This window comes from Novosphingobium sp. CCH12-A3, assembly GCF_001556015.1.
Lineage (GTDB): Bacteria > Pseudomonadota > Alphaproteobacteria > Sphingomonadales > Sphingomonadaceae > Novosphingobium > Novosphingobium subterraneum.
Window position 1 is genome coordinate 1 of record NZ_LSIA01000289.1, and the last position, 22,899, is coordinate 22,899.

The 22,899-nt window shown below is 63.0% G+C and carries 25 protein-coding genes, 1 tRNA gene and 1 pseudogene; 17 read left to right on the forward strand and 10 right to left on the reverse strand.

Annotation, left to right across the window (positions count from 1 at the left end):
* The coding region (locus AX703_RS23220; protein WP_156452189.1) for a DDE-type integrase/transposase/recombinase at positions 1 to 511 on the forward strand (511 nt) is incomplete at its 5' end.
* Between the two features lie 100 nt (positions 512 to 611).
* Here the strand turns inward: AX703_RS23220 and AX703_RS23225 are convergent.
* Entirely contained in the window at positions 612 to 2,210 is a 1,599-nt protein-coding gene (locus tag AX703_RS23225; RefSeq protein ID WP_197423813.1) for a recombinase family protein, read from the reverse strand.
* Between the two features lie 44 nt (positions 2,211 to 2,254).
* Positions 2,255 to 2,713: pseudogene (locus tag AX703_RS23230) on the reverse strand (RadC family protein); the annotation flags it as partial.
* A gap of 203 nt (positions 2,714 to 2,916) precedes the next feature.
* Between AX703_RS23230 and AX703_RS23235 the strand changes: the two are divergent.
* The 8 genes from AX703_RS23235 to AX703_RS23270 all read left to right on the forward strand — a co-directional run bounded on the left by AX703_RS23235 (position 2,917) and on the right by AX703_RS23270 (position 9,509).
* Positions 2,917 to 6,060, forward strand: coding sequence for a YdbH domain-containing protein (locus AX703_RS23235; protein ID WP_197423814.1), 3,144 nt, complete (start codon positions 2,917 to 2,919; stop codon positions 6,058 to 6,060).
* Positions 6,061 to 6,107: 47 nt separating this feature from the next.
* On the forward strand, positions 6,108 to 6,314 hold the full coding sequence (locus tag AX703_RS23240) for a YnbE family lipoprotein (RefSeq protein WP_062347608.1): 207 nt from the start codon (positions 6,108 to 6,110) through the stop codon (positions 6,312 to 6,314).
* A 28-nt stretch (positions 6,315 to 6,342) separates the two neighbouring features.
* Positions 6,343 to 6,741, forward strand: a complete 399-nt coding sequence (locus AX703_RS23245) for a YdbL family protein (protein ID WP_230487684.1) — start codon at positions 6,343 to 6,345, stop codon at positions 6,739 to 6,741.
* A 233-nt stretch (positions 6,742 to 6,974) separates the two neighbouring features.
* Complete coding sequence (locus tag AX703_RS23250; RefSeq protein WP_062347609.1) at positions 6,975 to 7,295, forward strand: AtpZ/AtpI family protein; 321 nt, start codon at positions 6,975 to 6,977, stop codon at positions 7,293 to 7,295.
* Positions 7,296 to 7,334: 39 nt separating this feature from the next.
* Complete coding sequence (locus AX703_RS23255; RefSeq protein WP_039334268.1) at positions 7,335 to 8,117, forward strand: F0F1 ATP synthase subunit A; 783 nt, start codon at positions 7,335 to 7,337, stop codon at positions 8,115 to 8,117.
* 48 nt (positions 8,118 to 8,165) lie between these two features.
* Positions 8,166 to 8,393, forward strand: coding sequence for a F0F1 ATP synthase subunit C (locus AX703_RS23260; protein WP_011444975.1), 228 nt, complete (start codon positions 8,166 to 8,168; stop codon positions 8,391 to 8,393).
* Between the two features lie 74 nt (positions 8,394 to 8,467).
* Positions 8,468 to 8,962, forward strand: a complete 495-nt coding sequence (locus tag AX703_RS23265) for an ATPase (protein ID WP_062347610.1) — start codon at positions 8,468 to 8,470, stop codon at positions 8,960 to 8,962.
* Positions 8,955 to 9,509 (forward strand): ATP synthase subunit B, encoded by a 555-nt coding sequence (locus AX703_RS23270; RefSeq protein ID WP_039334263.1) that lies wholly within the window; start codon positions 8,955 to 8,957, stop codon positions 9,507 to 9,509. Before AX703_RS23265 ends, AX703_RS23270 begins: the two co-directional genes overlap by 8 nt.
* 206 nt (positions 9,510 to 9,715) lie before the next feature.
* On the opposite strand, the gene AX703_RS23275 is transcribed toward AX703_RS23270, so the two are convergent.
* The 3 genes from AX703_RS23275 to rpsA form a co-directional block, all read right to left on the reverse strand.
* Complete coding sequence (locus tag AX703_RS23275; protein WP_193827016.1) at positions 9,716 to 10,744, reverse strand: LacI family DNA-binding transcriptional regulator; 1,029 nt, start codon at positions 10,742 to 10,744, stop codon at positions 9,716 to 9,718.
* A 39-nt stretch (positions 10,745 to 10,783) separates the two neighbouring features.
* Positions 10,784 to 11,548: a hydroxyacylglutathione hydrolase gene (gene gloB, locus AX703_RS23280; protein ID WP_062347611.1), complete on the reverse strand. Its 765-nt coding sequence runs from the start codon at positions 11,546 to 11,548 to the stop codon at positions 10,784 to 10,786.
* Between the two features lie 147 nt (positions 11,549 to 11,695).
* On the reverse strand, positions 11,696 to 13,402 hold the full coding sequence (rpsA, locus tag AX703_RS23285; RefSeq protein WP_039334259.1) for a 30S ribosomal protein S1: 1,707 nt from the start codon (positions 13,400 to 13,402) through the stop codon (positions 11,696 to 11,698).
* 284 nt (positions 13,403 to 13,686) lie between these two features.
* Between rpsA and AX703_RS23290 the strand changes: the two genes are divergently transcribed.
* The gene (locus AX703_RS23290; protein WP_062347612.1) at positions 13,687 to 14,973 is read left to right on the forward strand and encodes an adenylate/guanylate cyclase domain-containing protein; all 1,287 of its coding nucleotides are present in this window, start codon (positions 13,687 to 13,689) and stop codon (positions 14,971 to 14,973) included.
* On the opposite strand, the gene AX703_RS23295 is transcribed toward AX703_RS23290, so the two are convergent.
* From AX703_RS23295 to aroA, 3 genes are read right to left on the reverse strand one after another with little or no spacing between them, the layout of a single operon-like run.
* Entirely contained in the window at positions 14,970 to 15,545 is a 576-nt protein-coding gene (locus AX703_RS23295; RefSeq protein ID WP_062347613.1) for a d(CMP) kinase, read from the reverse strand. The genes AX703_RS23290 and AX703_RS23295 overlap by 4 nt on opposite strands.
* Entirely contained in the window at positions 15,542 to 15,799 is a 258-nt protein-coding gene (locus AX703_RS23300; RefSeq protein ID WP_062347614.1) for a hypothetical protein, read from the reverse strand. The genes AX703_RS23295 and AX703_RS23300 overlap by 4 nt, the downstream gene beginning before the upstream one ends.
* A complete protein-coding gene (gene aroA, locus AX703_RS23305) occupies positions 15,796 to 17,118 on the reverse strand; it encodes a 3-phosphoshikimate 1-carboxyvinyltransferase (protein ID WP_062347616.1) in 1,323 nt (440 codons plus the stop codon). Before aroA ends, AX703_RS23300 begins: the two co-directional genes overlap by 4 nt.
* Positions 17,119 to 17,316: 198 nt before the next feature.
* On the opposite strand from aroA, the gene AX703_RS23310 reads away from it, so the two are divergent.
* From AX703_RS23310 to AX703_RS23325, 4 genes are all read left to right on the forward strand, one after another.
* The gene (locus tag AX703_RS23310) at positions 17,317 to 17,634 is read left to right on the forward strand and encodes a TIGR02300 family protein (protein WP_039334252.1); all 318 of its coding nucleotides are present in this window, start codon (positions 17,317 to 17,319) and stop codon (positions 17,632 to 17,634) included.
* Between the two features lie 153 nt (positions 17,635 to 17,787).
* Positions 17,788 to 17,863, forward strand: a tRNA-Ala gene (locus tag AX703_RS23315).
* 228 nt (positions 17,864 to 18,091) lie between these two features.
* Entirely contained in the window at positions 18,092 to 18,622 is a 531-nt protein-coding gene (locus AX703_RS23320) for a hypothetical protein (RefSeq protein WP_231735671.1), read from the forward strand.
* Positions 18,622 to 19,329 (forward strand): hypothetical protein, encoded by a 708-nt coding sequence (locus AX703_RS23325; protein WP_062347620.1) that lies wholly within the window; start codon positions 18,622 to 18,624, stop codon positions 19,327 to 19,329. The genes AX703_RS23320 and AX703_RS23325 overlap by 1 nt, the downstream gene beginning before the upstream one ends.
* A gap of 48 nt (positions 19,330 to 19,377) precedes the next feature.
* Here AX703_RS23325 and AX703_RS23330 read toward each other — a convergent pair whose 3' ends face one another.
* Positions 19,378 to 20,319, reverse strand: coding sequence for an isopenicillin N synthase family oxygenase (locus tag AX703_RS23330; RefSeq protein WP_062347622.1), 942 nt, complete (start codon positions 20,317 to 20,319; stop codon positions 19,378 to 19,380).
* A gap of 64 nt (positions 20,320 to 20,383) precedes the next feature.
* Between AX703_RS23330 and AX703_RS23335 the strand changes: the two genes are divergently transcribed.
* From AX703_RS23335 to AX703_RS23345, 3 genes are all read left to right on the forward strand, one after another.
* A complete protein-coding gene (locus AX703_RS23335) occupies positions 20,384 to 20,827 on the forward strand; it encodes an EVE domain-containing protein (protein WP_039334244.1) in 444 nt (147 codons plus the stop codon).
* Between the two features lie 80 nt (positions 20,828 to 20,907).
* The gene (locus tag AX703_RS23340) at positions 20,908 to 21,090 is read left to right on the forward strand and encodes a CsbD family protein (RefSeq protein ID WP_039334242.1); all 183 of its coding nucleotides are present in this window, start codon (positions 20,908 to 20,910) and stop codon (positions 21,088 to 21,090) included.
* A gap of 168 nt (positions 21,091 to 21,258) precedes the next feature.
* On the forward strand, positions 21,259 to 21,510 hold the full coding sequence (locus AX703_RS23345; RefSeq protein ID WP_231735672.1) for a hypothetical protein: 252 nt from the start codon (positions 21,259 to 21,261) through the stop codon (positions 21,508 to 21,510).
* On the opposite strand, the gene AX703_RS23350 is transcribed toward AX703_RS23345, so the two are convergent.
* A complete protein-coding gene (locus AX703_RS23350; RefSeq protein ID WP_039334426.1) occupies positions 21,511 to 22,821 on the reverse strand; it encodes an MFS transporter in 1,311 nt (436 codons plus the stop codon).
* Positions 22,822 to 22,899: the final 78 nt, after the last annotated feature.

The window sequence follows — 22,899 nt, forward strand, 5'->3', positions numbered from 1 at the left end:
AAGGTGCACGTACGGTTCGGGGAGGGGAAGCGCTTATGCGCTTCCTACTCCACTCCCGATGGCGCGGGGTTTCGTCTACCTCGTGGCCATCGTCGACTGGTTCAGCCGCAAGGTCCTTGCACACCGGGTGTCGATCACGATGGAGGCCGACTTCTGCGTCGAGGCGCTTGAGGAAGCGTTGGCTAAATATGGAAAACCGGAGATTTTCAATACCGATCAGGGCAGCCAATTCACATCGCTGGCGTTCACCAGCGTGCTGCGCCGGGAGGAAATCGCCATCAGCATGGACGGTCGCGGCGCATGGCGCGACAATGTCGTCGTCGAACGGCTGTGGCGCTCGGTCAAGTACGAGGAGGTCTACCTGCGTGCCTACGCGGCAGTCAGCGAGGCGCGAGCATCGATCGGTCGCTACTTGACCTTTTACAATGCCAGGAGGCCACACTCGAGCTTGGCGGCCAAGACCCCGGATCAGGCATATTTTGACAACCTGCCGCTGGCGATGGCAGCATGATCTCAGCCGCCGATATGGGCCGTCACTCCGGTCGGGCTACGCCCTCCCTGCATGACGGCCCATATCGGCAGTTCGAAACAGCAACCGGCAGGCGATCCACTTATCCGTTGCCGAACCCTGTGCAGACCAACCCGACCACTTCTCTGCCCCCGACGAGAGCCATCGTTATGCTGCGATTGGGCTGAACTGACTTGCTGGAGGGAAGGGGCAGTTCAACTTGGCAGGACACGACACTGACAATCTCTTTGAGGGCATCACGCACTTTGCGACGGGCTTGCTCTCGTTCGTCCTTGTCCTCGCTGTAAATCGCTTCCCGGACCTCTGCTACGCGGGCAAGGTGTTCGTCGGGGCTGACTGAACCCTTCGCGCGATTGAGTTCCTGCTCGCATTTTTCAAACTCAGCCTTCTTGGCGTTGAGTTCCGGCCGCATTTGGTTGAGCATTTCTTCGGCTTCGGTTGCGTCTGGATTTCTCATGACGAAGCCGAGCAGACGTTGCTGCTCTGCCTGCATGTTCTCAACCTGCTTTTTGAGTTCGGCGACTTTAGCGATGAGCGGCGCAAGGTCATTTCGAACAACAAAGAATCGGTCTTCAAGCGCAATGCTAAGGATCTCGTTCAGCGCAGCACGCTCAAACACATCGTAGCGGTAAACGGTTCGGTTTGAGCATCCGGCACCGTTGTTGACCCGAACGCACTTCAAATACTCATACTGCTTTTTGTGTCGGTTGCGCTGAACAATTCGAATCATGGTGTCACCGCAGTGGCCGCATTTGACTTTGCCGGTGAACAGGTTGCGAGCTTCGCTAACATTGGGCGATGTGGTGCCCTGTCTGTGGAGCATGGACGCCCTCGCAGCGGCGACGAGTTCAGCGGGGACAACCCTGTGGTAATAATTGTGGATAATCTCGCCGGTTGGTTGGCGGTCTGGTCCGGTGCGAACGTGATACTCGCCTTCTGCGGCAGGGTTCTTCAGGATATCTCTGATGTAGCCGGGCTTCCACGATGGAACGCTTTTGTGCGCGGCAGTCCAAGGTTCGACTGAGGCATTGAGCTTCTTTGCTATGCTGGCAAAGCCCAATCCATCTGCGGCCCACTGGTAAATCTGCCTTACAATTTCGGCTCGATCTTCGATGACTTCGAATTTGCCGTCTTTGGTCCCGGCTAACCAAGCTGGACCGTGGCTGTTGTAAACAACACCCTTGCGAGCCTTGTCCATAAATCGGGCTATCGCGTCTTTCTGGAAAACACTTTTGCGCTCGCTCTCTTTGGTGCTGCGCTGCGCTTCCAAAAGGTATTGTAGCAGGTCGATAATGTTTTCGCCGCTTAGGCTGGTGTCATCGAAGACTTTGTTGAGGTTCGCGACCGCAACTTTGATGCCTGCGTCTGTGACCTCTTCGATCCAACGGCGGGCTTTTTTAACGTCTTGTCGGCTTAGGCGATCAAAGTTCTCTATGACGAGAACAGAACCTGAAGGGACTTGGCCATCATCAATTTGCTGCTTGAAGCGACCGAGTTCGCCGACGCGAAGGTGATCTCCTTTCCAAGCCGAGCGTCCCTTATCAATCAGCGGAGGCTCGACAACTTCCCAGCCGTTTTCCTCGCACATTCGGCGCGTTGCGCCCAACTGGCGCTCGATCGTTGCGTCCTTGTCTTGGCGGGCGCTTGAGAAGCGGGCGTAAATGAATGCGGGCGTAGTCATAGCCTCACATTGCTGCGGGCATAGGGTTAGCACAACCATTTTTATGTGTTGAGATAGAGCACCCGCACCCGCTCCACGTTGAGATGGGCCATGTCGATGTGCAGGTAATCGAGGAGAGCCTGCCAGTTCGAAAGCACCGGCTGTTCGCGGACGACCGTCCTCGCCAACCTGCGTGCGGCAAGCGCGACGATCCGCAGCGCGGCCGCGCTGGTCTCGCCCATATTGGGATGCAGCGCCAAGGCTTGTGGATCGGCGGTGAGCACGCCTGCCAGACTGCCGAAACGCTGGATCAGCGAACGTGCGATCGGCTTGGTGTCGATCCTCGGCCGCGCCACCATCAGCAGGTATTCGATCACCTCATGGTCGGCGAGGGCGTCCTCCCCGCCGCTCATCAGACGCTTGCGCAGACGCGCGCGATGGCCGCTGGCATCGCCGCCATCGAAGCTTGTCTTGCTGCCGCTTTCGCCGTTCCGTTCAGGAAAGAGTCCGGTTTGATCCGTCATTGATCCTATCCGGGCACCACTTCGGCGCTCAAGTGTTCGCCAATCGGTACAAACAGTTCGTACACGCAAGATGTAGATGCCGTGCATTGCCCAAGCGGTGGGAGTGCGCAAGAAGGGGGCAGATGGCAGATAGTTTCGAATTGGCGGAACCGGATGCGCCGCCAGGCCCTGCGCGTTCGCGAAAGGGGCTTCGGCGCGTCAGCGTGTCTGTGCTTGTCCTTGCCGTGGCAGGTCTTGGGGGGCTGTGGATTGCCCGCAATTCGATCGCTGACCGCATCATTGTCGGCCAGCTCAAATCCTACGGTTTGCCCGCGACTTATGAGATAGAAAGCATCGGTCCTGGCAGGCAGGTTCTCCGCAACGTGGTTGTAGGGGATCCCCGCCGCCCGGATCTCACGATAGAGCGGGTCGAGGTGGGTATCCGCTACGGCCTTGGTGCGCCCTATCTCGGTTCGGTCAAGCTGGTCGCCCCGCGTCTTTATGGCCAGTACCGGGATGGCAGGGTCAGTTTTGGCTCGCTCGACAAGGTGATCTACGCGCCCAAGACCGACAGCCAGCCTTTCGCGCTGCCCAGGCTCGACCTGCAGGTCCGGGACGGTCGCGGCCTGATCCTCACCGATTCGGGGAAGATCGGCCTTTCGGTGGAAGGCAAGGGCGGCTTGCAGAACGGCTTTGCCGGGACACTGGCTGCGGTCGCGCCGTCGCTGATGGGGGGCGGCTGCAAGGCGGACGGCGCTCGCTTTGTCGGCAGAATCGCGGTGCGCGAGGAGCGCCCATCGCTGACCGGGCCGCTCCGGCTGGATCGCATTGCGTGCGACAGCGGTGCGAGGAGTGGGCCACTGGTGGCGGATCTTGATGCACGGGCCGACAAGGGTTTTGCAGGAATCGCCGGTGCCGCCACGGTGCGCGGCAACAAGCTGGTCGTCCCCGGCCTCTCTGCCGAAACGCTGGCGCTTGATACGCGCCTCGCTTTCCGTGATGGCGCATTGACCGGTCGGGTCGATGCCAATGCTGGCGGGGTCAGCAGCGGCGGCGTTCGCTTTGGCCTGCTCGGGCTGGAAGGTTCGGTCCGCACCCGCGAGGCTTTCCGCAAGGCAGAATTCCGCGGAACGATCGACGGGCAGGGCCTGCGGCAGGGGGCGGCACTCGACAACGCCCTGGCCTCGGGTGAGCGGAGTGCCAGCGGCACGCTCCTCGCCCCGATGCTCGCCCAACTGCGCGCCAGCCTCAAGCGCGAGGAACGTGGCAGCCGCCTCGGCGGCGAGATCGCGCTGCGCCGCAATGGCGAGGCGATTTCGGTGGTGATTCCGCAGGCACGGCTGACCGGCGGCACCGGGCAGACGCTGCTCACGCTTTCGCGCTTCCAGATGGCCAGCGGCACCAAGGGCGGGCCACCGCTGCTGGCGGGCAGTTTTGCAACCGGTGGCGCGGGTCTGCCGCGAATCGTCGGACGGATGGAGCGCGGGCGGGCCGGGCAGGCGCTGTTCCGTCTGACCATGGCGCCGTGGCGCGCGGCCGGTGGGTCGCTGGCAATCCCCGAAATGATGGTTGCCCAGATCGCCGACGGATCGCTGGGCTTTTCAGGAACCACGCAACTGTCCGGCGCAATTCCGGGCGGTTCGGTGCAGAACCTCGTGCTCCCCGTCAGCGGTGCCTACGGTGCGCGGGGCGAACTTGCACTCTGGCGCCACTGCGTCACCGCCCGGTTCGACCGGTTGGAACTCGGCCAGATGGCGGTGGATGGAAACGCCCTCCAGCTCTGCCCACCCGGTGGCAGCGCGATCGTCCGCAACGGGGCGAGGGGGCTGCAGGTGGCAGCCGGCACGCCCGGACTCGACCTCACCGGCAAGCTTGCTGACACGCAACTTGCCCTGCGCACCGGCGCTGTTGGATTTGCCTGGCCGGGCGTGCTCAAGGCGTCGGCCGTGGATGTCACGCTGGGCCCGCCTGCTACCGCAACGCACCTCACAGTTGCCAATCTGGACGCGAGAGTTGGGGGAGAGTTGGGGGGGAGTTACGGGGGAGTTGGAGCCACGCTCGCAGCCGTCCCGCTCGATATCTCCAATGCCTCAGGGCAGTGGCGCTATGTCGATGAAAAGCTTGTGCTTTCCGGCACCGAGTTTGACCTCACCGACCGCCTGGACCCAGCGCGGTTCGAAAGGCTCCATGCCACGGGCGCGACGCTCACGCTGGCGGATAATCGCATTACGGCCAATGCCTTGCTGCGCGAAGCAAAGACCTCGCGCGAGGTTGGAGCGGTGAAGGTGCGCCATGATCTCGCAACCGCCAGCGGCCACGCCGACATCAGCGTCGACAACCTCGTCTTCGACAAGGGCTTCCAGCCTGCGCAACTGACCCGCCTTGCCCTCGGCGTGGTCGCCAATGTCAACGGCAAGGTGACCGGCGACGGGGCAATCGACTGGAATGCGCGCGGGGTGACAAGTTCCGGCACGTTCGGCACCGAAAACCTTGATCTTGCAGCAGCTTTCGGTCCGGTGAAGGGCCTGAAGGGCAAGCTTGTGTTCACCGACCTGCTCGGCATGGTCACCGCCCCGCATCAAAAGCTGACTGTTGCCTCGATCAACCCCGGCATCGAGGTGACCGAGGGTGTGGTCGACATAAGTCTCCTGCCGGATCAGGTGCTTAGACTGCACGATGCGCGCTGGCCGTTCCTCGGGGGCACGCTGGTGCTGGAGCCAACCGACTTGCGCCTCGGCCTGGCCGAAGCCCGTCGCTACACCCTGACGGTCATCGGCATTGATGCCGCCAAGTTCATCGAGAAGATGGAACTGGGAAATCTTGCTGCGACAGGCACTTTCGACGGACAGTTCCCGCTGATTTTCGACGCGAACGGCGGGCGGATCGAGGAAGGGACGCTGGTCTCCCGCGCGCCCGGCGGCAACGTCTCCTACATCGGCGCGTTGACCTACGAGAACATGGGAGCGATGGCGAACTTCGCGTTCGATGCGCTGAAATCATTGGATTACAAGACGATGACCATCGCCATGCGGGGCGATCTGGAAGGCGAGATCGTCACCAACGTCAAGTTCGGCGGCGTAAAGCAGGGTGCTGGCACGAAGCGGAATTTCATCACCAAGCAGGTTGCCAACCTGCCGATCCAGTTCAACGTGAACATCCGCGCGCCATTCTACCAGCTCATTACTTCGTTCAAGGCGATGTACGATCCCGCCTTCGTCAAGGATCCCAGAACCCTGGGCCTGGTCGATGCGCAGGGACGACCGCTCTACCGTTCGGCAAACGGCGTGCGCCCCGGCGGGGTGCCGGTGATCGTCCTTCCCGGAAACACTGAAAACATTCAGCCTGCAGAAAGCGGAAAAATGCCATGAGGAACCTGGAATTGACCCGATCCGCGAAGCCTGCGACGAGAACCGTCATGGGGAAAGACGGATTTCAGTTCTGGTCGCGCCTTCTGCTGGCGTTGCCATTGATGGGGGGCCTGGCATTGGGCGGCTGCATTTCGGTGAAGGCGCCGGACAAGCCGATCGTGATCGAGCTCAACATCAACATCAAGCAGGAGGTCGTGTACCGGCTCGCGCAGGATGCGAACAACACGATCGAAAGCAACCCGGACATCTTCTGATGTCAGGCGCGTTCTAAGGACGAAGACGATGACCAAGGTTTCGATGCGCAGGCCTTTCGCAATTATCGCTGCAACCGGGCTCGTGCTCGGCACGATCGCGGTGCCCGCCTTCGCGCAGAGCCGCGATCCGGCTTATGCTGCGGCGCGGTCTGCCGGCCAAGTTGGCGAAAAGATGGACGGCTATCTTGGGTATGTCACGCCGCCCTCTCCGGCGCTGCGCGCGGTGGTCGAGGACATCAACATCAAGCGCAAAGCCGTCTATGCCGAGAAGGCCCAGGCCAACAAGGCAACCGTGGAAGAATATGCGCTCACCTCGGGCTGCCTGCTGATCGCCCAGACCAAGCCCGGCGAGAAGTACCAGGCGCCCGACGGTTCCTGGCAGACCCGCGGTGCGGGCGCCCCGTTGCGTGATTCGCGCTGCCCCTGACGCAAAATTCCGCATACGAATCGCTGCCCGGTTTCAGCCACTTTCACGCCCTTCCTCGCACTTGCGGGGGAGGGCGTTCGCATTTGCGATGATACCTTGGGTCAGACTGGGGATCAGACACGGTTCGTGACGGTTGACTCAAGAATACCCCCCGCCTAAGGGGGCGGCGCTCTCGGCGGTCATCCGTCGTTTGTGCTGCACTTTCGGTCGGGCGACTGATCAGGGGAACAAGCATGAATGACGAACCCGGCGGGACGGAGCCAATCGGCGAGGATGCGCGGATCGACGCGCTCGACAAGCGGCTGAAAGCCCTTCGCGAGCGGGAAGAGGAGCGCAACCGGCCAAAGGCAGGTGGGGAAACCGATGCGAATTACCGCATGGGAAACCGCGTGCTGGCGGAACTGATCGGCGGCCTCGTGGGCGGCGCGTTCATCGGCTGGGTCATCGACCAGTTTGCCGGGACGAGCCCCTGGGGTCTCTTGGTGATGCTGTTCATGGGGGTCGTCGTGGCATTCCGGAACATCATCCGAATTTCGAGCCGGCGCCCCGAATAGGGCGCTGTTGTTGTATTCGAGTGATACGGGGTTAAGCGCGTGGCCGAAGGCAAGGTCGATCCGGTTCACCAGTTCACGATCGAGACCCTTTTCGGGACCGATCACTGGTCTATCGGCGGTTACAACATCGCGTTCACCAACTCGTCGCTGTGGATGGCGATCACCACGGTCGTGCTGGTTGCGTTCGTCGCCGGTGGCGCCAAGCGCGAACTGGTTCCGGGTCGCTGGCAGATGGCTGTCGAAGGCCTTACCGGTTTCGTCGACAACCTGCTCCAGGCCAACATCGGCAAGGCCGGTCGCAAGTACCTGCCTTACGTGTTCTCGCTGTTCGGCTTCATCCTGTTTGCCAACATGCTCGGCCTGCTGCCGCTGGCTCTGGTCGGCGTGCATCCGTTCACGGCAACCAGCCACTTCACCGTCACCGGCGTGCTCGCGATCATGAGCTTTGCCATCGTGCTCGGCGTCGGCTTTGCCAAGCATGGCCTTCACTTCTTCTCCCTGTTCGTGCCGCACGGCACGCCCGTTCCGATGATCCCGATCATTTTCCCGATCGAGCTGATCTCGTTCATGGTGCGTCCGTTCAGCCTTGGCCTGCGTCTCTTCGTGGCGATGATGGCCGGGCACGTGCTGCTCGAAGTGCTCTCGGGCTTCGTCATCTCCGGCACCAACGCCGGGGTGGGGACCTTCTTCCTCGCCGCCGTTCCCAGCTTCGTGCTGATGATCGGCATCTGCGCGCTGGAACTTCTGGTGGCTGGCATCCAGGCTTACGTCTTTGCCCTGCTCACTTGCGTCTATCTGAACGACGCCGAGAACCTTCACTGATACCCGCAACATTTTCCCATACGGAATTGAGAAAAAGGAGTTTTTGACATGGACGCAGAAAGCGCAAAGCTGCTCGGTGCTGGTCTCGCCGCTGTTGGCGCCGGTCTCGCCTCGCTCGGCGTGGGCAACGTGTTTGCCAAGTTCCTCGAAGGCGCGCTGCGCAATCCGGGTGCTGCTGACGGTCAGCAGGGCCGCCTGTTCATCGGCTTCGCCGCCGCCGAACTTCTGGGCCTGCTCTCGTTCGTCGTCGCGATGATCCTGATCTTCGTTGCCTAAGGCACGCGAAGCTCACTGATTGTTGAAATGCTGGCCGGGGTCCGCCCCGGCCGCCTGACGCCCGGACACCCGCGATGCCTCAGATTGAACAGCTTGCCACCACCTATTCCAGCCAGGTCTTCTGGCTGCTGGTGTTTTTCGGCATCGTCTTCTTCGTGATCGGCCGGGGCATGCTGCCCAAGGTCGTCTCCACGATGGACGGCCGCGACAAGCAGATCGCCGACGACCTTGCCGCTGCCGAAGCCGCACGGGCCGCCGCCGATGCCGAGGAAGAGGCATGGCGCGTCCAGGCGAACAAGCAGCGCGCCGAAGCCCAGGCCGTGATTGGGGCCGCCAAGGCTGACGCCGCCAAGGCCACCGACGCCAAGCTTTCCGCCGCTTCGGCTCGCATCGACGAGACCGTGACGGCTGCCGAAGCCCGCATTGCCGCTGCCCGCGCTGCCGCGCTGGGTGAAGTGGAAGGCGTTGCCGCCGAAGCCGCGCAGGACATCGCAAGCCGCATTGCCGGCCTGTCGATCCCCGCTGCCGAAGCGCAGGCCGCCGTGAAGGGAGTTCTCGCAAATGGCTAACGCTGTAGAGACGACCGCTGTCGTCGAGCACGAAGCTGCGGGCGGCGAACACCACGTCGAACCTTCGGCACTCGGCCTTGGGCCTGGTGCATGGGTTGCCCTGTCGATGGCCATCTTCCTCGCGATCCTCGTGTCGAAGAAGGTCCCCGGCGCGATCGTCGGCGGTCTCGACAAGCAGATCGACGCGATCCGCAAGCAACTCGATGAAGCCAAGGTGCTCCGCGCCGAAGCCGAGAAGCTGCGCGCCGAATACGCCGCAAAGATCGCCAACGCCGAGAAGGACGCGGCGGCCATGGTCGAGCACGCCAAGACCGAAGCTGCTGCCATCGTCGCCAAGGCCGAAGCTGACACTGCAGCCGTGATCGCCCGCCGCGAGAAGATGGCCTCGGACAAGATCGCTGCTGCCGAACGCGCTGCGGTCGACGACCTGCGCGCCAAGGCTGCACAGGCTGCAACTGCTGCCGCGCGCGACCTGATCGCGAAGAACCACTCCGCAGGTGCCGACAAGGCTCTGGTGGATGGCGCGATTGCCGGGCTGGTGAACTGATCGGCTTCAAGTCGCTTCAGGGCCAACAAAACATGAAAACCCCTCTCGGTGTGAGCCGGGAGGGGTTTTTGTTTGTGTCCTCGATTCCGCCGTTCAGTGGTGTGGGTTGAAGGCGAAAAGAAGAGCACCCAGCAGCGGCAATGAGAGCAAGGCTGCGATGATACCGGCAAGCGTCAACGCGTCTTTGGAATCCTGACGATTCCACTTCATGCCCGTGTCGATCCCCGGATCACCAGCTTGACCGGTACGCGCCGTCCCGACCCTTCGGTGCCGTTTATCTTCGCCAAGAGTTGCTCGACCAGCAGGGCCCCTGCCATCTGGAAGTCCGGTTCGATCGAGGTGAGGGGCGGGGTGGACCACGCGCCGGCGCGGATGCCGTCGAAGCCGATGATGCCGACCTGGTCTGGGATAGCGTAGCCGCGCGCGGTCAGTTCCTTGAGCGCGCCCAGGGCCATGTCGTCGCAGACGGCGAAGATGGCGTCGAACGGGGTGCCGCTCTCGGCCAGGGCAATCGCGGCGCGGCGGCCCTGTTCTTCGCGGGCGAGGCCGCTTTCGACCTGTTGCAGGACAGGTTCCAGGCCTGCCGAGCGCATTGCCTCGGCATAGCCTTCATAGCGCTCCTGGAACTGGCGCTGGGGCGAGGTGGCTGAGCCGATGCAGACGATCTGGCGGTAGCCGCGCACCAGCAGATGGCGGGTTGCGAGCGTTGCACCCGAGAGGTTGTCGCTGCGCACCCATGGCATGTCGTTGTCGGGCGAGCCCCAGCAAGTCCAGTGCGTGCCTTCCGGCATGTCGCGGAAATAGTCCCAGGCCTTGGTGTTGGTGGTCGTGCCGATCACGATCATGCCGTCGGCCTTGCGGCGCTCCTGAAAGTGGCCCCAGAAGTTCTCGGGCGCATCCTGGAAGGAGACAAGGGTTTCGTAGCCCTTGGCCGAGGCGGCGGCGCAAGTGGAGCCGAGCAGCGAGAAGTAGAAGGGGTTGATATCCTTGCGGTCCTGCGCCTCGCGACAGATCATCACGACGGCCAGTGTGCCGGTGCGGCCCCGACGCAGGCGAGCGGCGTTTTCGTCGACCTGATAGTTCAGGCGGCGGGCGGCTTCCATGACACGCTGGCGGGTGGGTTCGCTGATCGAGGTGTCACCGGCAAGGGCACGGCTGACGGTCGACTGGCTGACGCCCGCCGCCTCGGCCACGTCGAACGACGTTACGCGGATGATCTTTCTCTCGCCGGCCATGCTACCCCCAAGTCAACTATCGCTTTAGCAGGATCGGCGTCAGCGGAAAGTGTCCTTGGCCTTGCGCAGGGCGGCAAATGTCTCTTCGGGCGATGATCCTCCCCAGCGCGAGGCCATTTCCGGGTCGTCCGCGCGCAGGAAGGGGTTGGCGGCGAGCTCTGCGGCGAGGGTGGTGGGCACGGTCCATTCGCCGCGCGCGCGCTTCTCGTCCACGCCTCGGGCATAGCCGGCGAGGGCTGCGTTGTCCGGATCGGCGAAGAGCGCAAAGCGGGCGTTGGACTGGGTGTACTCGTGTGCGCTGTAGAGCGTGGTTTCCGGCGGCAGGGCCTTGAGGCGCGAGAGGCTGGCCCAGAATTGCGGCGGGGTGCCTTCGAACATGCGGCCGCAGCCCAGCGGGAAGAGGGCGTCACCGACAAAAGCCACCGAAGCTGTGGGCAGGTGGTAGGCGCAGTGACCCATGGTGTGACCGCCGACGTCGATGACCGTCGCATCAAAGCTGCCGAGTTGCACGGTGTCGCCTTGAGCCACAGTGCGGTCCACGGCTGCGATCTTTCCGGCGTCATCTTCGGGGGCAATGATGGTGCAGCCGGTGGCCGCCTTGATCGCCTCGTTGCCGCCGGCATGGTCGGGGTGCCAGTGCGTGTTCCAGATCTGAGTGATGCGCCAGCCCTTTGCCTCGGCCTCGCGCAGGTAGGCTGGCGCGTCGGGCGTGTCGATGCAGGCGGTTTCGCCGCTTGCCGGATCGTGGACGAGGAAGCCGTAGTTGTCGGACAGGCAGGGGAATTGGTGGATCTGTAGCGTCATGGCTGCAGCTTAGCGCCGCGTTCCGGACAAAGCAAAAGCCCGCCCGGATTTCTCCGGACGGGCCTTGCTTTTTGCTCGCTTCGAGGAAGCGCAGCGCTTGGCCGAGGGAGGCCCCCGCCTTCGCGGGGGCGCAACCTTCGGTCGCGCTTACTGCTTCGCCTTCAGAGCGGCGCCGAGGATGTCGCCCAGCGATGCGCCGGCATCCGACGAGCCGTACTGTTCCACGGCTTCCTTCTCTTCAGCCAGCTGGCGGGCCTTGACCGAGAAGTTCGGCTTCTTCGAACGATCGAAGCCGGTGACCATGGCGTCGAGCTTCTGGCCGACCTGGAAGCGGTCCGGACGCTGTTCGTCACGGTCGCGGCCCAGATCCGAGCGCTTGATGAAGCCGGTTGCGCCGTCTTCGCCAGCCTGCACTTCGAGGCCGCCGTCGCGGACTTCGAGAACGGTGACGGTGACGACTTCGCCGCGACGCAGCGAGCCAGCGCCAGCAGCCGAAACGCCACCAGCAGCCGGAGCGCCCTTTTCAAGCTGCTTCATGCCGAGGCTGATGCGTTCCTTCTCGACGTCGACATCGAGAACCACGGCCGAAACCTGCTCGCCCTTGCGGTGCAGAGCCAGCGCGTCTTCGCCCGAGATGCCCCAGGCGATGTCGGACATGTGGACCATGCCGTCCACGTCGCCATCGAGGCCGATGAACAGGCCGAATTCGGTCGCGTTCTTGACTTCGCCTTCCACGGTCGAACCGACCGGGTGCTTTTCGGCGAAGGCTTCCCACGGGTTCTGCTGGGCCTGCTTGAGGCCGAGGCTGATGCGGCGCTTGTCGCTGTCGACTTCCAGAACCAGCACGTCGACTTCCTGCGATGTCGAGACGATCTTGCCGGGGTGGACGTTCTTCTTGGTCCAGGACATTTCCGAAACGTGGACGAGGCCTTCGATGCCGGCTTCGAGTTCCACGAACGCACCGTATTCGGTGATGTTGGTGACAGTGCCCGAGAGCTTCGCGCCGACCGGGTACTTGGCGGCAACGCCATCCCACGGATCGCTTTCAAGCTGCTTCATGCCGAGGCTGATGCGCTGCGTATCCTGGTTGATGCGGATGATCTGCACCTTGACGGTATCGCCGATGGCGATGACTTCCGACGGGTGGTTGACGCGCTTGTAGCTCATGTCGGTGACATGGAGCAGGCCGTCGATGCCGCCGAGGTCCACGAACGCACCGTAATCTGTGATGTTCTTGACGACGCCGTCGATGATCTGGCCTTCCTTGAGGTTCTGGATCAGGCCCGAGCGCTGTTCGGCGCGGGTTTCTTCCAGCACCGCACGGCGCGAGACGACGATGTTGCCGCGGCGGCGGTCCATCTTGAGGATCTGGAACGGCTGCGGCATGTCCATCAGCGGGGTCACGTCGCGGACCGGGCGGATGTCGACTTGGCTGCCGGGGAGGAAGGCAACGGCGCCGTCGAGGTCGACGGTGAAGCCGCCCTTCACGCGGCCGAAGATCACGCCTTCAACGCGCTTGCCTTCGCCGAATTCGTTCTCGAGCTTGTCCCACGCGGCTTCGCGGCGGGCGCGGTCACGCGACAGCATGGCTTCGCCATCGGCGTTCTCGACGCGGTCGACGTAGACTTCGACCTCGTCGCCGACCTTGAGGCCGTGCGCCTGGCCGGGGGCAGCGAATTCGCGCAGGGCAACGCGGCCCTCGCTCTTCAGGCCCACGTCGATGACGGCCTTGTCGTTTTCGATGGCGGTGATGGTGCCCTTGACGACGCGGCCTTCGAAGCCACCGTTGGCGGCTCCGCCAAGCGATTCGTCAAGCAGCGCGGCGAAATCGTCGCGCGACGGGTTGGTAGCCATTATCAAAGCTTCCTGTTTCTAGGTATTCCGGCCAGGCGGTTGTTTCCGCCGGTCTTTCCTCCACGTACCGCCCCATGCGGGCCGTGGGCCAAAAAGGGCCGAACCGCCCCCGGAGCCGAATGCTGCCGAAGGCACCCGCTCAGGCAAAGACCTGCGCGGACGGGCGGCGCTTAGGCTCATGGCCCGAGAAAAGCAAGGAAAATGGGGTATTCAAGATATCGTGTGGCCGTTCGCAGAACCTGTTAAACTTCTCGTGATAGTCTGCATCTTCAAGGAGATCCGCGATGGAGCAGCCGGGGGTGTTCAGCACGTTCCATGACGCGGCGACCGAAGCCCGCTACAACGAGACGGCGCGTACTTTGCGGACGCCGTTCGTCCGGCTCTACGCTGTCCTGTTCATGGCTGTGATGCTGGCCTATTCCGTCATCAATCCGCTCTATCTCGATCCGGTCGAGAATGCGCGTTTGGCCTTCTGGCTGGGCATCGGCCTGATGTGCATCGGGGCCTATATCGGCGCCACATTCTGGCAGGACTACGTCCGTCATCCGATGGTCGATTTCACCGCCCTGCTGGTGATTTCGCTGATCGTGGCGCGGATCAATTTCGTTCTGTTTGACCACCTGCTGCACATCCATACCAACCTTCACGCCGTCGGCGTCATCAACAGGCTGGCGATCACGGCATTTGCGGCAGTGACCTTGGCCGGCCGTCCGCGCCTTTTTCTAGGATGGCTTGGATGCGATCTTCTTGGCTGGTTGGGGCAAGTCATTCCGGAACAGACTGTCGATGCGGCGGTGGTCTATGCCTTGCTGAGCTACTTGAGTGGAGCTCTGGTCATGGCGGCGATAAATCTGGCGGTAGGACGGACGAGCCGCGCCGCCTTCATGCTGGCGGATTCGCTGGACGCAGAGCGTGCCCGGAACGAGGAGTTGGTGCTCAACATGCTGCCGCCAACAGCGGTTGAGCGTATTCGCACCGGTCAGATGGTTGCCGATTCCTATGCCGATGCCAGCGTCATCTTCATCGACATGGTCGGCTTTTCGAAGCTGACGAAGCGAGTTTCACCGGGACATCTGGTTGAACTGCTCAATAGCTTCTTCAACCATGCCGATGCCTGCGCGCGCGAGTTCGGGGTGGAGAAGGTCAAGACGGTTGGTGACGCCTACCTTGCCATTGCCGGGGGCAATGTGCCGAGCGGGAACAGCGCCGATGCGGCAATCGCCTTTGCGCGGGCAGTGCTCTCGGGCGTCGAGGAACTGAAACGCGTTGCCGGTGTGGACGAGGTGGGTTTGCGCGCTGGCATCCACTCGGGGCCAGTGGTTGGCGGTGTGATCGGCGCGACCCGAATGGCATACGATTATTGGGGCGACACCGTGAACATCGCGGCGCGACTTGAAGGTATGGCGGCTACGAACGGCATTGCAATCTCGGAAAGCACGTGGCTGCGCGCCAATGACCGTGGCGCGTTCGGCCCGCCGATGATGATGTCGCTGAAAGGCGTTGGCGAGACCTGCGTGTTCCACGCCGTGGTCGACGAAGCTGATCTGAAGCCGCGGGTCGCTGCGGCCTAAGCTTTAGCCGCCACCTGCTTCTCCACCAACGCAATCGCTGTCGCCACTGCCATTTCCTTGGTCAGATTTGATGTATCGAGCAGTGCCGCGCCTTCGGCCTGACGAAGCGGAGCCTCGGCGCGGTTGCGGTCGCGTTCGTCGCGGGCTTCGAGGTCGGCTTCGATCTCGGCGCGCTCCACGTTCTTGCCAAGCTGCTTCATTTCCACCCAGCGGCGCATCGCGCGGGCGCTTACGCTGGCGGTGACAAAGAGCTTGGCGTTGGCGTGGGGGGCGATGACGGTGGCGATGTCGCGGCCGTCGAGGACCGCGCCGCCGGGCTGGTTGGCAAAGGCTTGCTGGCGTTCGAGCAGCGCGGCGCGAACGGCAGGGTGGACTGACACGCGGCCCGGGAAGGCGCAGGCAGCAAGGGCGGCGCCCGCGTCATCCGGGTTGCCTTCGCTCAGAAATACCTGTCGGCCCACGGCGCGATAGAGCAGGCCGGTATCGAGGTGAGGCAACCCGTAATGTGCGGCCAGCGCCCTGGCGATGGTGCCCTTGCCCGAAGCGGTCGGGCCGTCGACAGCGATGATCACGGGTTGGAACTCCGGTTGCGGAAGGCCTTGACCAGCCCCCATATCGCAATTGCCGCCCAGAAAAACTCCAGCACGAACGAGGCGGGGTTCATGTTGAACAGCAGCGAGATCGTCAGCAGCACCGCGCCGAGCAGGTTGACGCCGTGCTGGACGAAGGGGTCGGGGCGGTCCTGCCGGGTGGCATAGCCGTAGGCGAAGATAATGCAGGCGGTGCCGCAGAAGCCGATGATGTTGGCCAGATCGTGACTGGTCAACGCGTCGCGCCCTCCAGCAGGCTTTCGAAGACCGGGAAACTGGTGGCGATGGGGCGGGTGTCGTCAACCTCGACGCCGCGCCTGCTGGCGATGCCGGCAATGGCCATCGACATGGCAATGCGGTGATCGAGGTGGGTGACAACGCTGGCGCCCTCGGCGGTGCCGGGGAGCGGATCGCCGCCGGTGCCATCTATGATCAGGCCATCCTCGGTCTCGGTAACGGTAGCACCGGCCAGTTCCAGTGCGGCGCGCATGGCGCTGATGCGGTCGCTCTCCTTGACGCGCAGTTCCTCGAGACCGGTCGTTACCGTGCGGCCCTTGGCCAGCGCAGCGGCGACGAACAGGATCGGGAATTCGTCGACCATGCTGGGCACCACGGCGGGATCGACGTCGATGCCGGAGAGCAGCGAATGCCGCACGCGCAGGTCAGCCACGGGCTCGCCGCCGACATCGCGACGGTCAAGCTCCTGGATGCTGCCGCCCATCAGGCGCAGCACATCGAACAGCGCAGCGCGCGTGGGGTTGAGGCCGACGTTCTCGACCACGAGGTCTGAGCCTTCGATCAGAAGCGCGGCGACCACGAAGAACGCGGCTGAGGAGGGGTCGCCCGGCACGACGATGTCCTGTGGCTTGAACTCGGCCTCGCCCCGCACCTTGATTAGGCGCGCGCCGTCATCGGCGATGTCGACCGTCAGCTCGGCGCCGAAGCCGCGCAGCATGCGTTCGGAATGGTCGCGCGTGGGGATCGGCTCGATCACCGTGGTGATGCCGGGGGTGTTGAGGCCTGCGAGAAGGATCGCGCTCTTCACCTGCGCCGAGGCTACGGGCAGTCGGTATTCGATCGGGACTGCGGGCGAGATGCCGCGCAGCGTGAGCGGCAGGCGGCCGCCGGGGCTCGCGGTGAATTCCGCACCCATGGTCGAGAGCGGATCGATCACGCGCCCCATCGGGCGCTTGGACAGCGATGCGTCGCCCACGAATGTCGCGGTGATCGGATGCGTGGCGACAAGGCCCATGAGCAGGCGAGTCGAGGTGCCGGAATTGCCCATGTCGAGCGCGGCCTGAGGCTGCAGCAGGCCGCCGACGCCGACGCCATGGACGTGCCACATGCCATCGGCATCGCGCTCGATCGTCGCACCCATCGCGCGCATGGCAGCAGCGGTCGAGAGCACGTCCTCGCCTTCGAGCAGCCCTGTCACTCGCGTCTCGCCCACGGCCAATGCGCCGAGCATGATCGAGCGGTGGCTGATCGACTTGTCGCCGGGCACGCGTATCCGGCCCTTGAGCGGTCCGTTGGCAGTGAAGCGGCGGGGGCGCATCTGCGCCGGATCGTGAGAGGACACGGAATCTCTACTTTCGAAGCGGGGAGGGCTGATAAAGCGCGCGGCTTTTGACAGCAGCGCGCCGCTATGGCAAGGCGCGCGCTCTCTTGATTCCGCGCACGAGCGGACCCATCAAGCGTGCAGTTCTCCGCCCGGCGATGTTTTGTCCTGCCGGGCCAGTCTTGAGGAAGTTTCATGGTCAAGCCGGAATGGGGCGCCAAGCACAGCTGTCCGAAGTGCGGCACTCGCTTCTACGATCTGGGCAATGCCGACCCGATCACCTGCGTCGAGTGCAAGTACACCTGGACCGCCGAGCCGGTGCTCAAATCGAAGCAGCCGATCCCGTACGAGGAGATCCAGAAGGACAAGGTTGATGTCGCACCTGACGTCGATCTGGCCGACGAGGATCTCGACATCGATGAGGACGGTGATTCGCCGGACAACGACGTCGATCTCGGCGGCGACGATGATCTTGGCGTTGCCGGTCACGACGGCGACGACGACGAAGTGTAATGGTTTCGGGGCCGGTTTTCGGACCGGCTCCAAAAAATTTCCGGGGGCGATTTTTTCGTCTTGCCAGCCAAGGCAACCTCCCTTAGAGGCGCGGCTCCCGGCGAGAGACACCGCCGGAACGGTTCGCCTCCCAGGGCGAGCCTGATGGGAAATGGGGCCTTAGCTCAGCTGGGAGAGCGCCTGCATGGCATGCAGGAGGTCAGCGGTTCGATCCCGCTAGGCTCCACCATCCCCTCCTTGAAAGGCCGCCTCCGGGCGGCCTTTTGCGTTGGTGCGCGTAGCATCTGAGGTGGGTGATGTGATCAGCCTGTCGCGCCGCGATTGACGAAGATCACAGCCTTGCTAGCCTCCGGTCACCTAAAGGGCCGCACAAGTCACATTGCCGGAAAGACCTGTCATGCGCCGCGCGCCAAAGCCTCTTGCCATTTCCTGCCGTATTGCGGCGACTCTCGCAGCCATGGCCCTGGTCGGTGGCCAGGCCTCGGCGCAGTTTGGCGGCTTCAGCATTCCGTCTATTCCGCGCAGTTCGTCGTCCTCGCAAAAAAGCGCGGACGGCTGCCCCAAGGGAAAGAGCAAGAGTGCCGGGTCTTCGATTCTTGGCGGGCTGATCGGACAGGGCGTGGGGCGGGCCGCAAGTTCCGCAGGTGTCGGCAGCTACTTCCCTTCGGCCGAGTTCGCCGACACGCTGACAAACGCGATTGCCTGCCGTCTCGATCCCGAGGAGCAGAAGCAGGCAGCCGAAGCCACGGTTGAAGCGACGCGGGGCGAAGAGGTTGGCAGCACCTCGTCGTGGACGTCGAACACCCGCGAGAATGTGTCGGGCACTTCGACGATCACCGCGCGCAATGATGAGCTGGCATCGAACGGAGCAGTCGGCCGCCAGTGCATAACCGTGACCGACGTCATCATCGTCAACGGTGAGGAGACGACTGCCAACAAGCGCATGTGCCGCGCTCCGGGTTCCGCACGCTATTCGCTGGCGGCCTGATGCGGCTGGCTTTCCCGTTTCTGGCCCTGCTGCTGGCCACAGGGGCAACAAAGCCGGTCGCGATGGACCCCAGGAACCCGACATGCCCTGAGAAACCGGAATGGGGCCTTGCCCAGGCCATGACGCTGACCCCTGTCGACAAGGGCGGCAAGCGTGTGCTGATTGCCGACGGCATCATCGATTCGCGTTTGCCTGAACGCCTGAAAGCAGCGATCGACGCCGACGAGCGGATCGAGGAGGTCTGGCTGAAATCCCGAGGGGGAGATGCCGCTGCCGGCAATCGCGCGGGGAAGGTGATTCGGTCCTATCCCGGCATGGTCACCCGCATTCCTGCGGGATGGACCTGCTTTTCGGCCTGCAATTTCGTGTTCATGGGTGGCGATCGCCGGTTTGTGGAGCCCGGTGGGATGTTCATGGTCCACATGTTCACCCACACCGGCGACCGGGATGTGATCGAGATATCGGTCGATGAAGGCACCGAGGAGACCACTCGGTTGATCGGCGAGATCGAACAGGCCAGCGCCTTGTTGGCAAGCGAGGACAACGATTTCCTGATCCGCATGGGCATCAGCCGAAAGCTGCTGACCGAGGTGATGTACAAGCAGCAGGCCGTGGCGACGAAGGAGAACCCTTCGACGCGCTACTGCCTGAGCCAGGATGAGGTGCGCAAGTACAACGTCGTCCCGGTGGAGCGGCCGGCGGGCTGAATCTGCAATGCCGCGTCCCCGGTCGGGCGAGGGCACGGAATTCCGAGGTTACTTCTTCAGCCCGATCTCGCGCAGTCGTTCCTGCAGGTAATCATCGGCCGTGATCGAAACCGGGTAGCGGTCGGGGTTTTCCGGGGTGATGCACTGGTCCAGCGTCTTGAAGGGGAAGTCGCTGCGCAGGTGCAGGAAGAAAGGCATCGAATAGCGGCTGTGGCGGGCGCGCTCGCCTTCGGGATTTCGCACGCGATGCGTCGTCGAGGGCAGGACGTGGTTTGTCAGGCGCTGCAGCATGTCGCCGATGTTGACCACCAGCGCGCCTTCAGGTGGCGAGACGCCAATCCATTCGCCCTGCTTCGTCAGCAGTTCAAGGCCTGCTTCCTCTGCGCCCAGCAGCAGCGTGATCAGGTTTATGTCCTCGTGCGCACCAGCGCGAATTGCGCCCGGTTCGGCATCGGCGGGCAGGGGGGGATAGTGCAGCAGGCGCATGACCGAGTTGCCATCCTCGATCGCCGGGTCGAACCAGTGCTCGTCAAGCCCCAGCCACACCGCAATGCGCGACAGGATGCGCGCGCCGACGCGGTCGAACTCCGCATAGAGCGCTTCGAAAGTCTCGTGGAAGCCTGCGGGGCGGGTCGGCCAGACGTTGGGAAACATCGACATCGCGGCAAGCGGATGGTCTGCTGGCAGATCACGGCCGACGTGCCAGAATTCCTTGAGGTCATGGCGCTTGGCGCCCTTGGCGATCTCGGTGCCGAACGGTGTGTAGCCGCGTGCGCCGCCGAGTCCATCGATGTGGTAGCTGCGCTTTTCATCCTCGGGCAGGGCAAAGAATTCGGCAGTGAGCGCCCAGGCGCGTGCGATCAGGTCGGCATCGATACCGTGGTCACGCACCATGGCAAAGCCGAAGCTCTGGAAGGATTCGCCAAGGTCACGGGAAAGCGTTGCGGGCTCGCTGTTCAGCGAGATCACCGGCAGGGTTTGCAGGGGCATGGTGTTCCAGTTCGGAAAATTGTCGCTATGGAAACCGCCTGTAACGGGATTCGCGTGGGGTTTCATGACCAAAATCAACATAACCGACACGACTGGCCGCAACCTGTGGCTGATGAAGTCCGAACCGGACGTCTACGGCTGGGATGATCTTGTTGCCGAGGGCGAGGGGACGTGGGACGGCGTGCGCAACCACCTCGCCGCGCGCAACCTTCGCACGATGCAGGCAGGTGACCTGGCGTTTTTCTATCATTCCAACATCGGTGTCGAGGTGGTTGGCGTGATCGTGATCAGCGAGGGCGGTCTGACTGATCCTACCGATCCAGAAGGCAAGTGGGCGGCGGTGAAGGTTAAGCCGGTCGAGAAGCTGCCGCAGACAGTGACCCTGAAGCAGATAAAGGCCACGCCGGAACTTCAGGAGATGGATCTGATCCGGCTTTCGCGCCTTTCCGTGGGTGCCGTGCGACCAGTCGAATGGAACCTTATCCTGCGCATGGCAGGAGTGCTCTAAGCCGGAACCGCGGCGGATTCAGTGCGTATTGATCTTCGTGAAGGCGATGCAACTTCGCCGTAAATTCAAGGAGATCAAAGATGGGTGAGCTGACCGATCGCGCCAAGGGCCTTGCCAACGAAGCCATTGGCAACACCAAGCAGGCAGCGGGCAAGGCAACCGACAATGCCAGCCTCCATGGTGAAGGCGTGGCGCAGGAGCGCAAGGGTGAAGCGCAACAGGCGGCCGGGAAGGTCAAGGGCGCACTCGGCGACGACGTCTGATTCAATTCAGGACCAGTTTTTGACCGGCAGGCCGGTCACCGGAGGCCGTCCCGGATGGGGCGGCCTCTTTCTGTGTGCGCCAGACTGTCCCGAACAGGCACGACTGCAAAAAGCGCAGAATGCCGGGATACCGAAGGGTGAAAAAAGCGTTAAGATCAGGTCATGACCATGTCGCCCAGCACCGCCTATGGCACCGCACGCCACCCGTTCCGCGCCCAGTTGCCGCGGCACGCGTTGCGCGAGTTGCCGCGCCATGAGCCGGAAGTGCTGGCGGCGATGAAGCGGGCAGAGGCTCTGCTGCGCGAGGCAGACATACGGTCTGAACCAGTCAACCTGCGGCGCATATCCATGCAGGATATCCGCGATTTCCTGATCGCCTATTGCGCCTGCTTCCTGGCAATCATGGTGTTTATCGCCTGATCAGACTGCCTTGGCAGCCTTCTCCGCGCGGTACAGCAGATAGCCGAGCCAGGCCGAGACCACGCACATCGCTGCGCCGAGCAGCAACTGGTCGACAATGGCGACCCCTGCTGCGCTGAGGCCAACCGCGAGCAGCGACCCCACCACCATGGCTCCTGAATTAACGATGTTATTGGCAGCGATCGTGCGGGCTGTCTCGGACTTGTCGACCACGGTCGTCAGGAATGCGTAGAGCGGCACGACGAACATGCCGCCTGCCACTGCGATGCCGAGCAGGCAAAGCAGCAGGGGGATGGCGAGGGGCTGAGCGATGAAGGTGGCAACGTCCATCAATGGCATGCCGGGATGTGCGGGCCAGTAATCGCAAACCTGATGGAACGCGGCGATGAACAGGCCCATCACGATCACCGACGCGGGCGAATAACGCGCCGAGACGGTCCCCTTGAGCAGCGCGTTGATCGACATCGAACCGATGGCAATGCCGATCGAGAACATCACCAGAAAGAGGCTTGCCACCTCCTTGCTGGCAGAAAGCACGTTCTTGGCAAGGGGCGGAAACTGGATGAACAGCACGGTGCCGACGGTCCAGAAGAAGCTGATCGCCACGATCGCCATGAACACCTGTCGGTGCCGCGTCGTGTTGCGGATCAGTCTCCACGATGACGTGAAGACGTTGAAATCGATCTTCTGTGCCTCGATCATCGGCGGGGCAGGGGGGACCTGTCGACCGGAGAAGTAGCCGATGAGCGCCGTCACGACTACGCCACCTGCCGCCACTTCCACCGGAATCCAGCCTGCCAGGATCGTGCCGGCGAGGATGGCGATATAGGTGCCTGCCTCGACGAGCCCGGTGCCTGCCAGAACCTCGCCGTCATGGAGATGCTGCGGCAGGATGGCGTACTTGATCGGGCCGAAGAACGTGGAATGCACGCCCATTGCCAGCAGGGCGGCAAGCATCAGCGGAATCGCCACCTGTTCGACTTCAAGCCCCAGCCAGGCCAGGACAAGGCCCGTCCCACCGACAAGCATGATCGCGATCTCACACGCTTTCACGACGCGGATGATCTTTGCCTTGTCACGCATGTCGGCCAACTGGCCTGCCAAGGCTGAGAGCAGGAAGAAGGGCAGGATGAACAGGCCCGAAGCGATGGCGGAGAAGCGCGCTTCGGCAGCTTCCGAATTGTAGACGCTGTACACCACGTACAGGACCATCGCGTTCTTGTAGAGATTGTCGTTGAAGGCCCCCAGCAGCTGGGTGACGAACAGCGGCAGGAAACGGCGCGTGCGCACCAGATGCGTCGATGTTGTCATGAACCCTTTGCCGACATCTCTTCTTGAGCGCACCCTTAGCCCGGTGAGGATTGCGGGCAAGAGGTTTTGCGGCGGCTG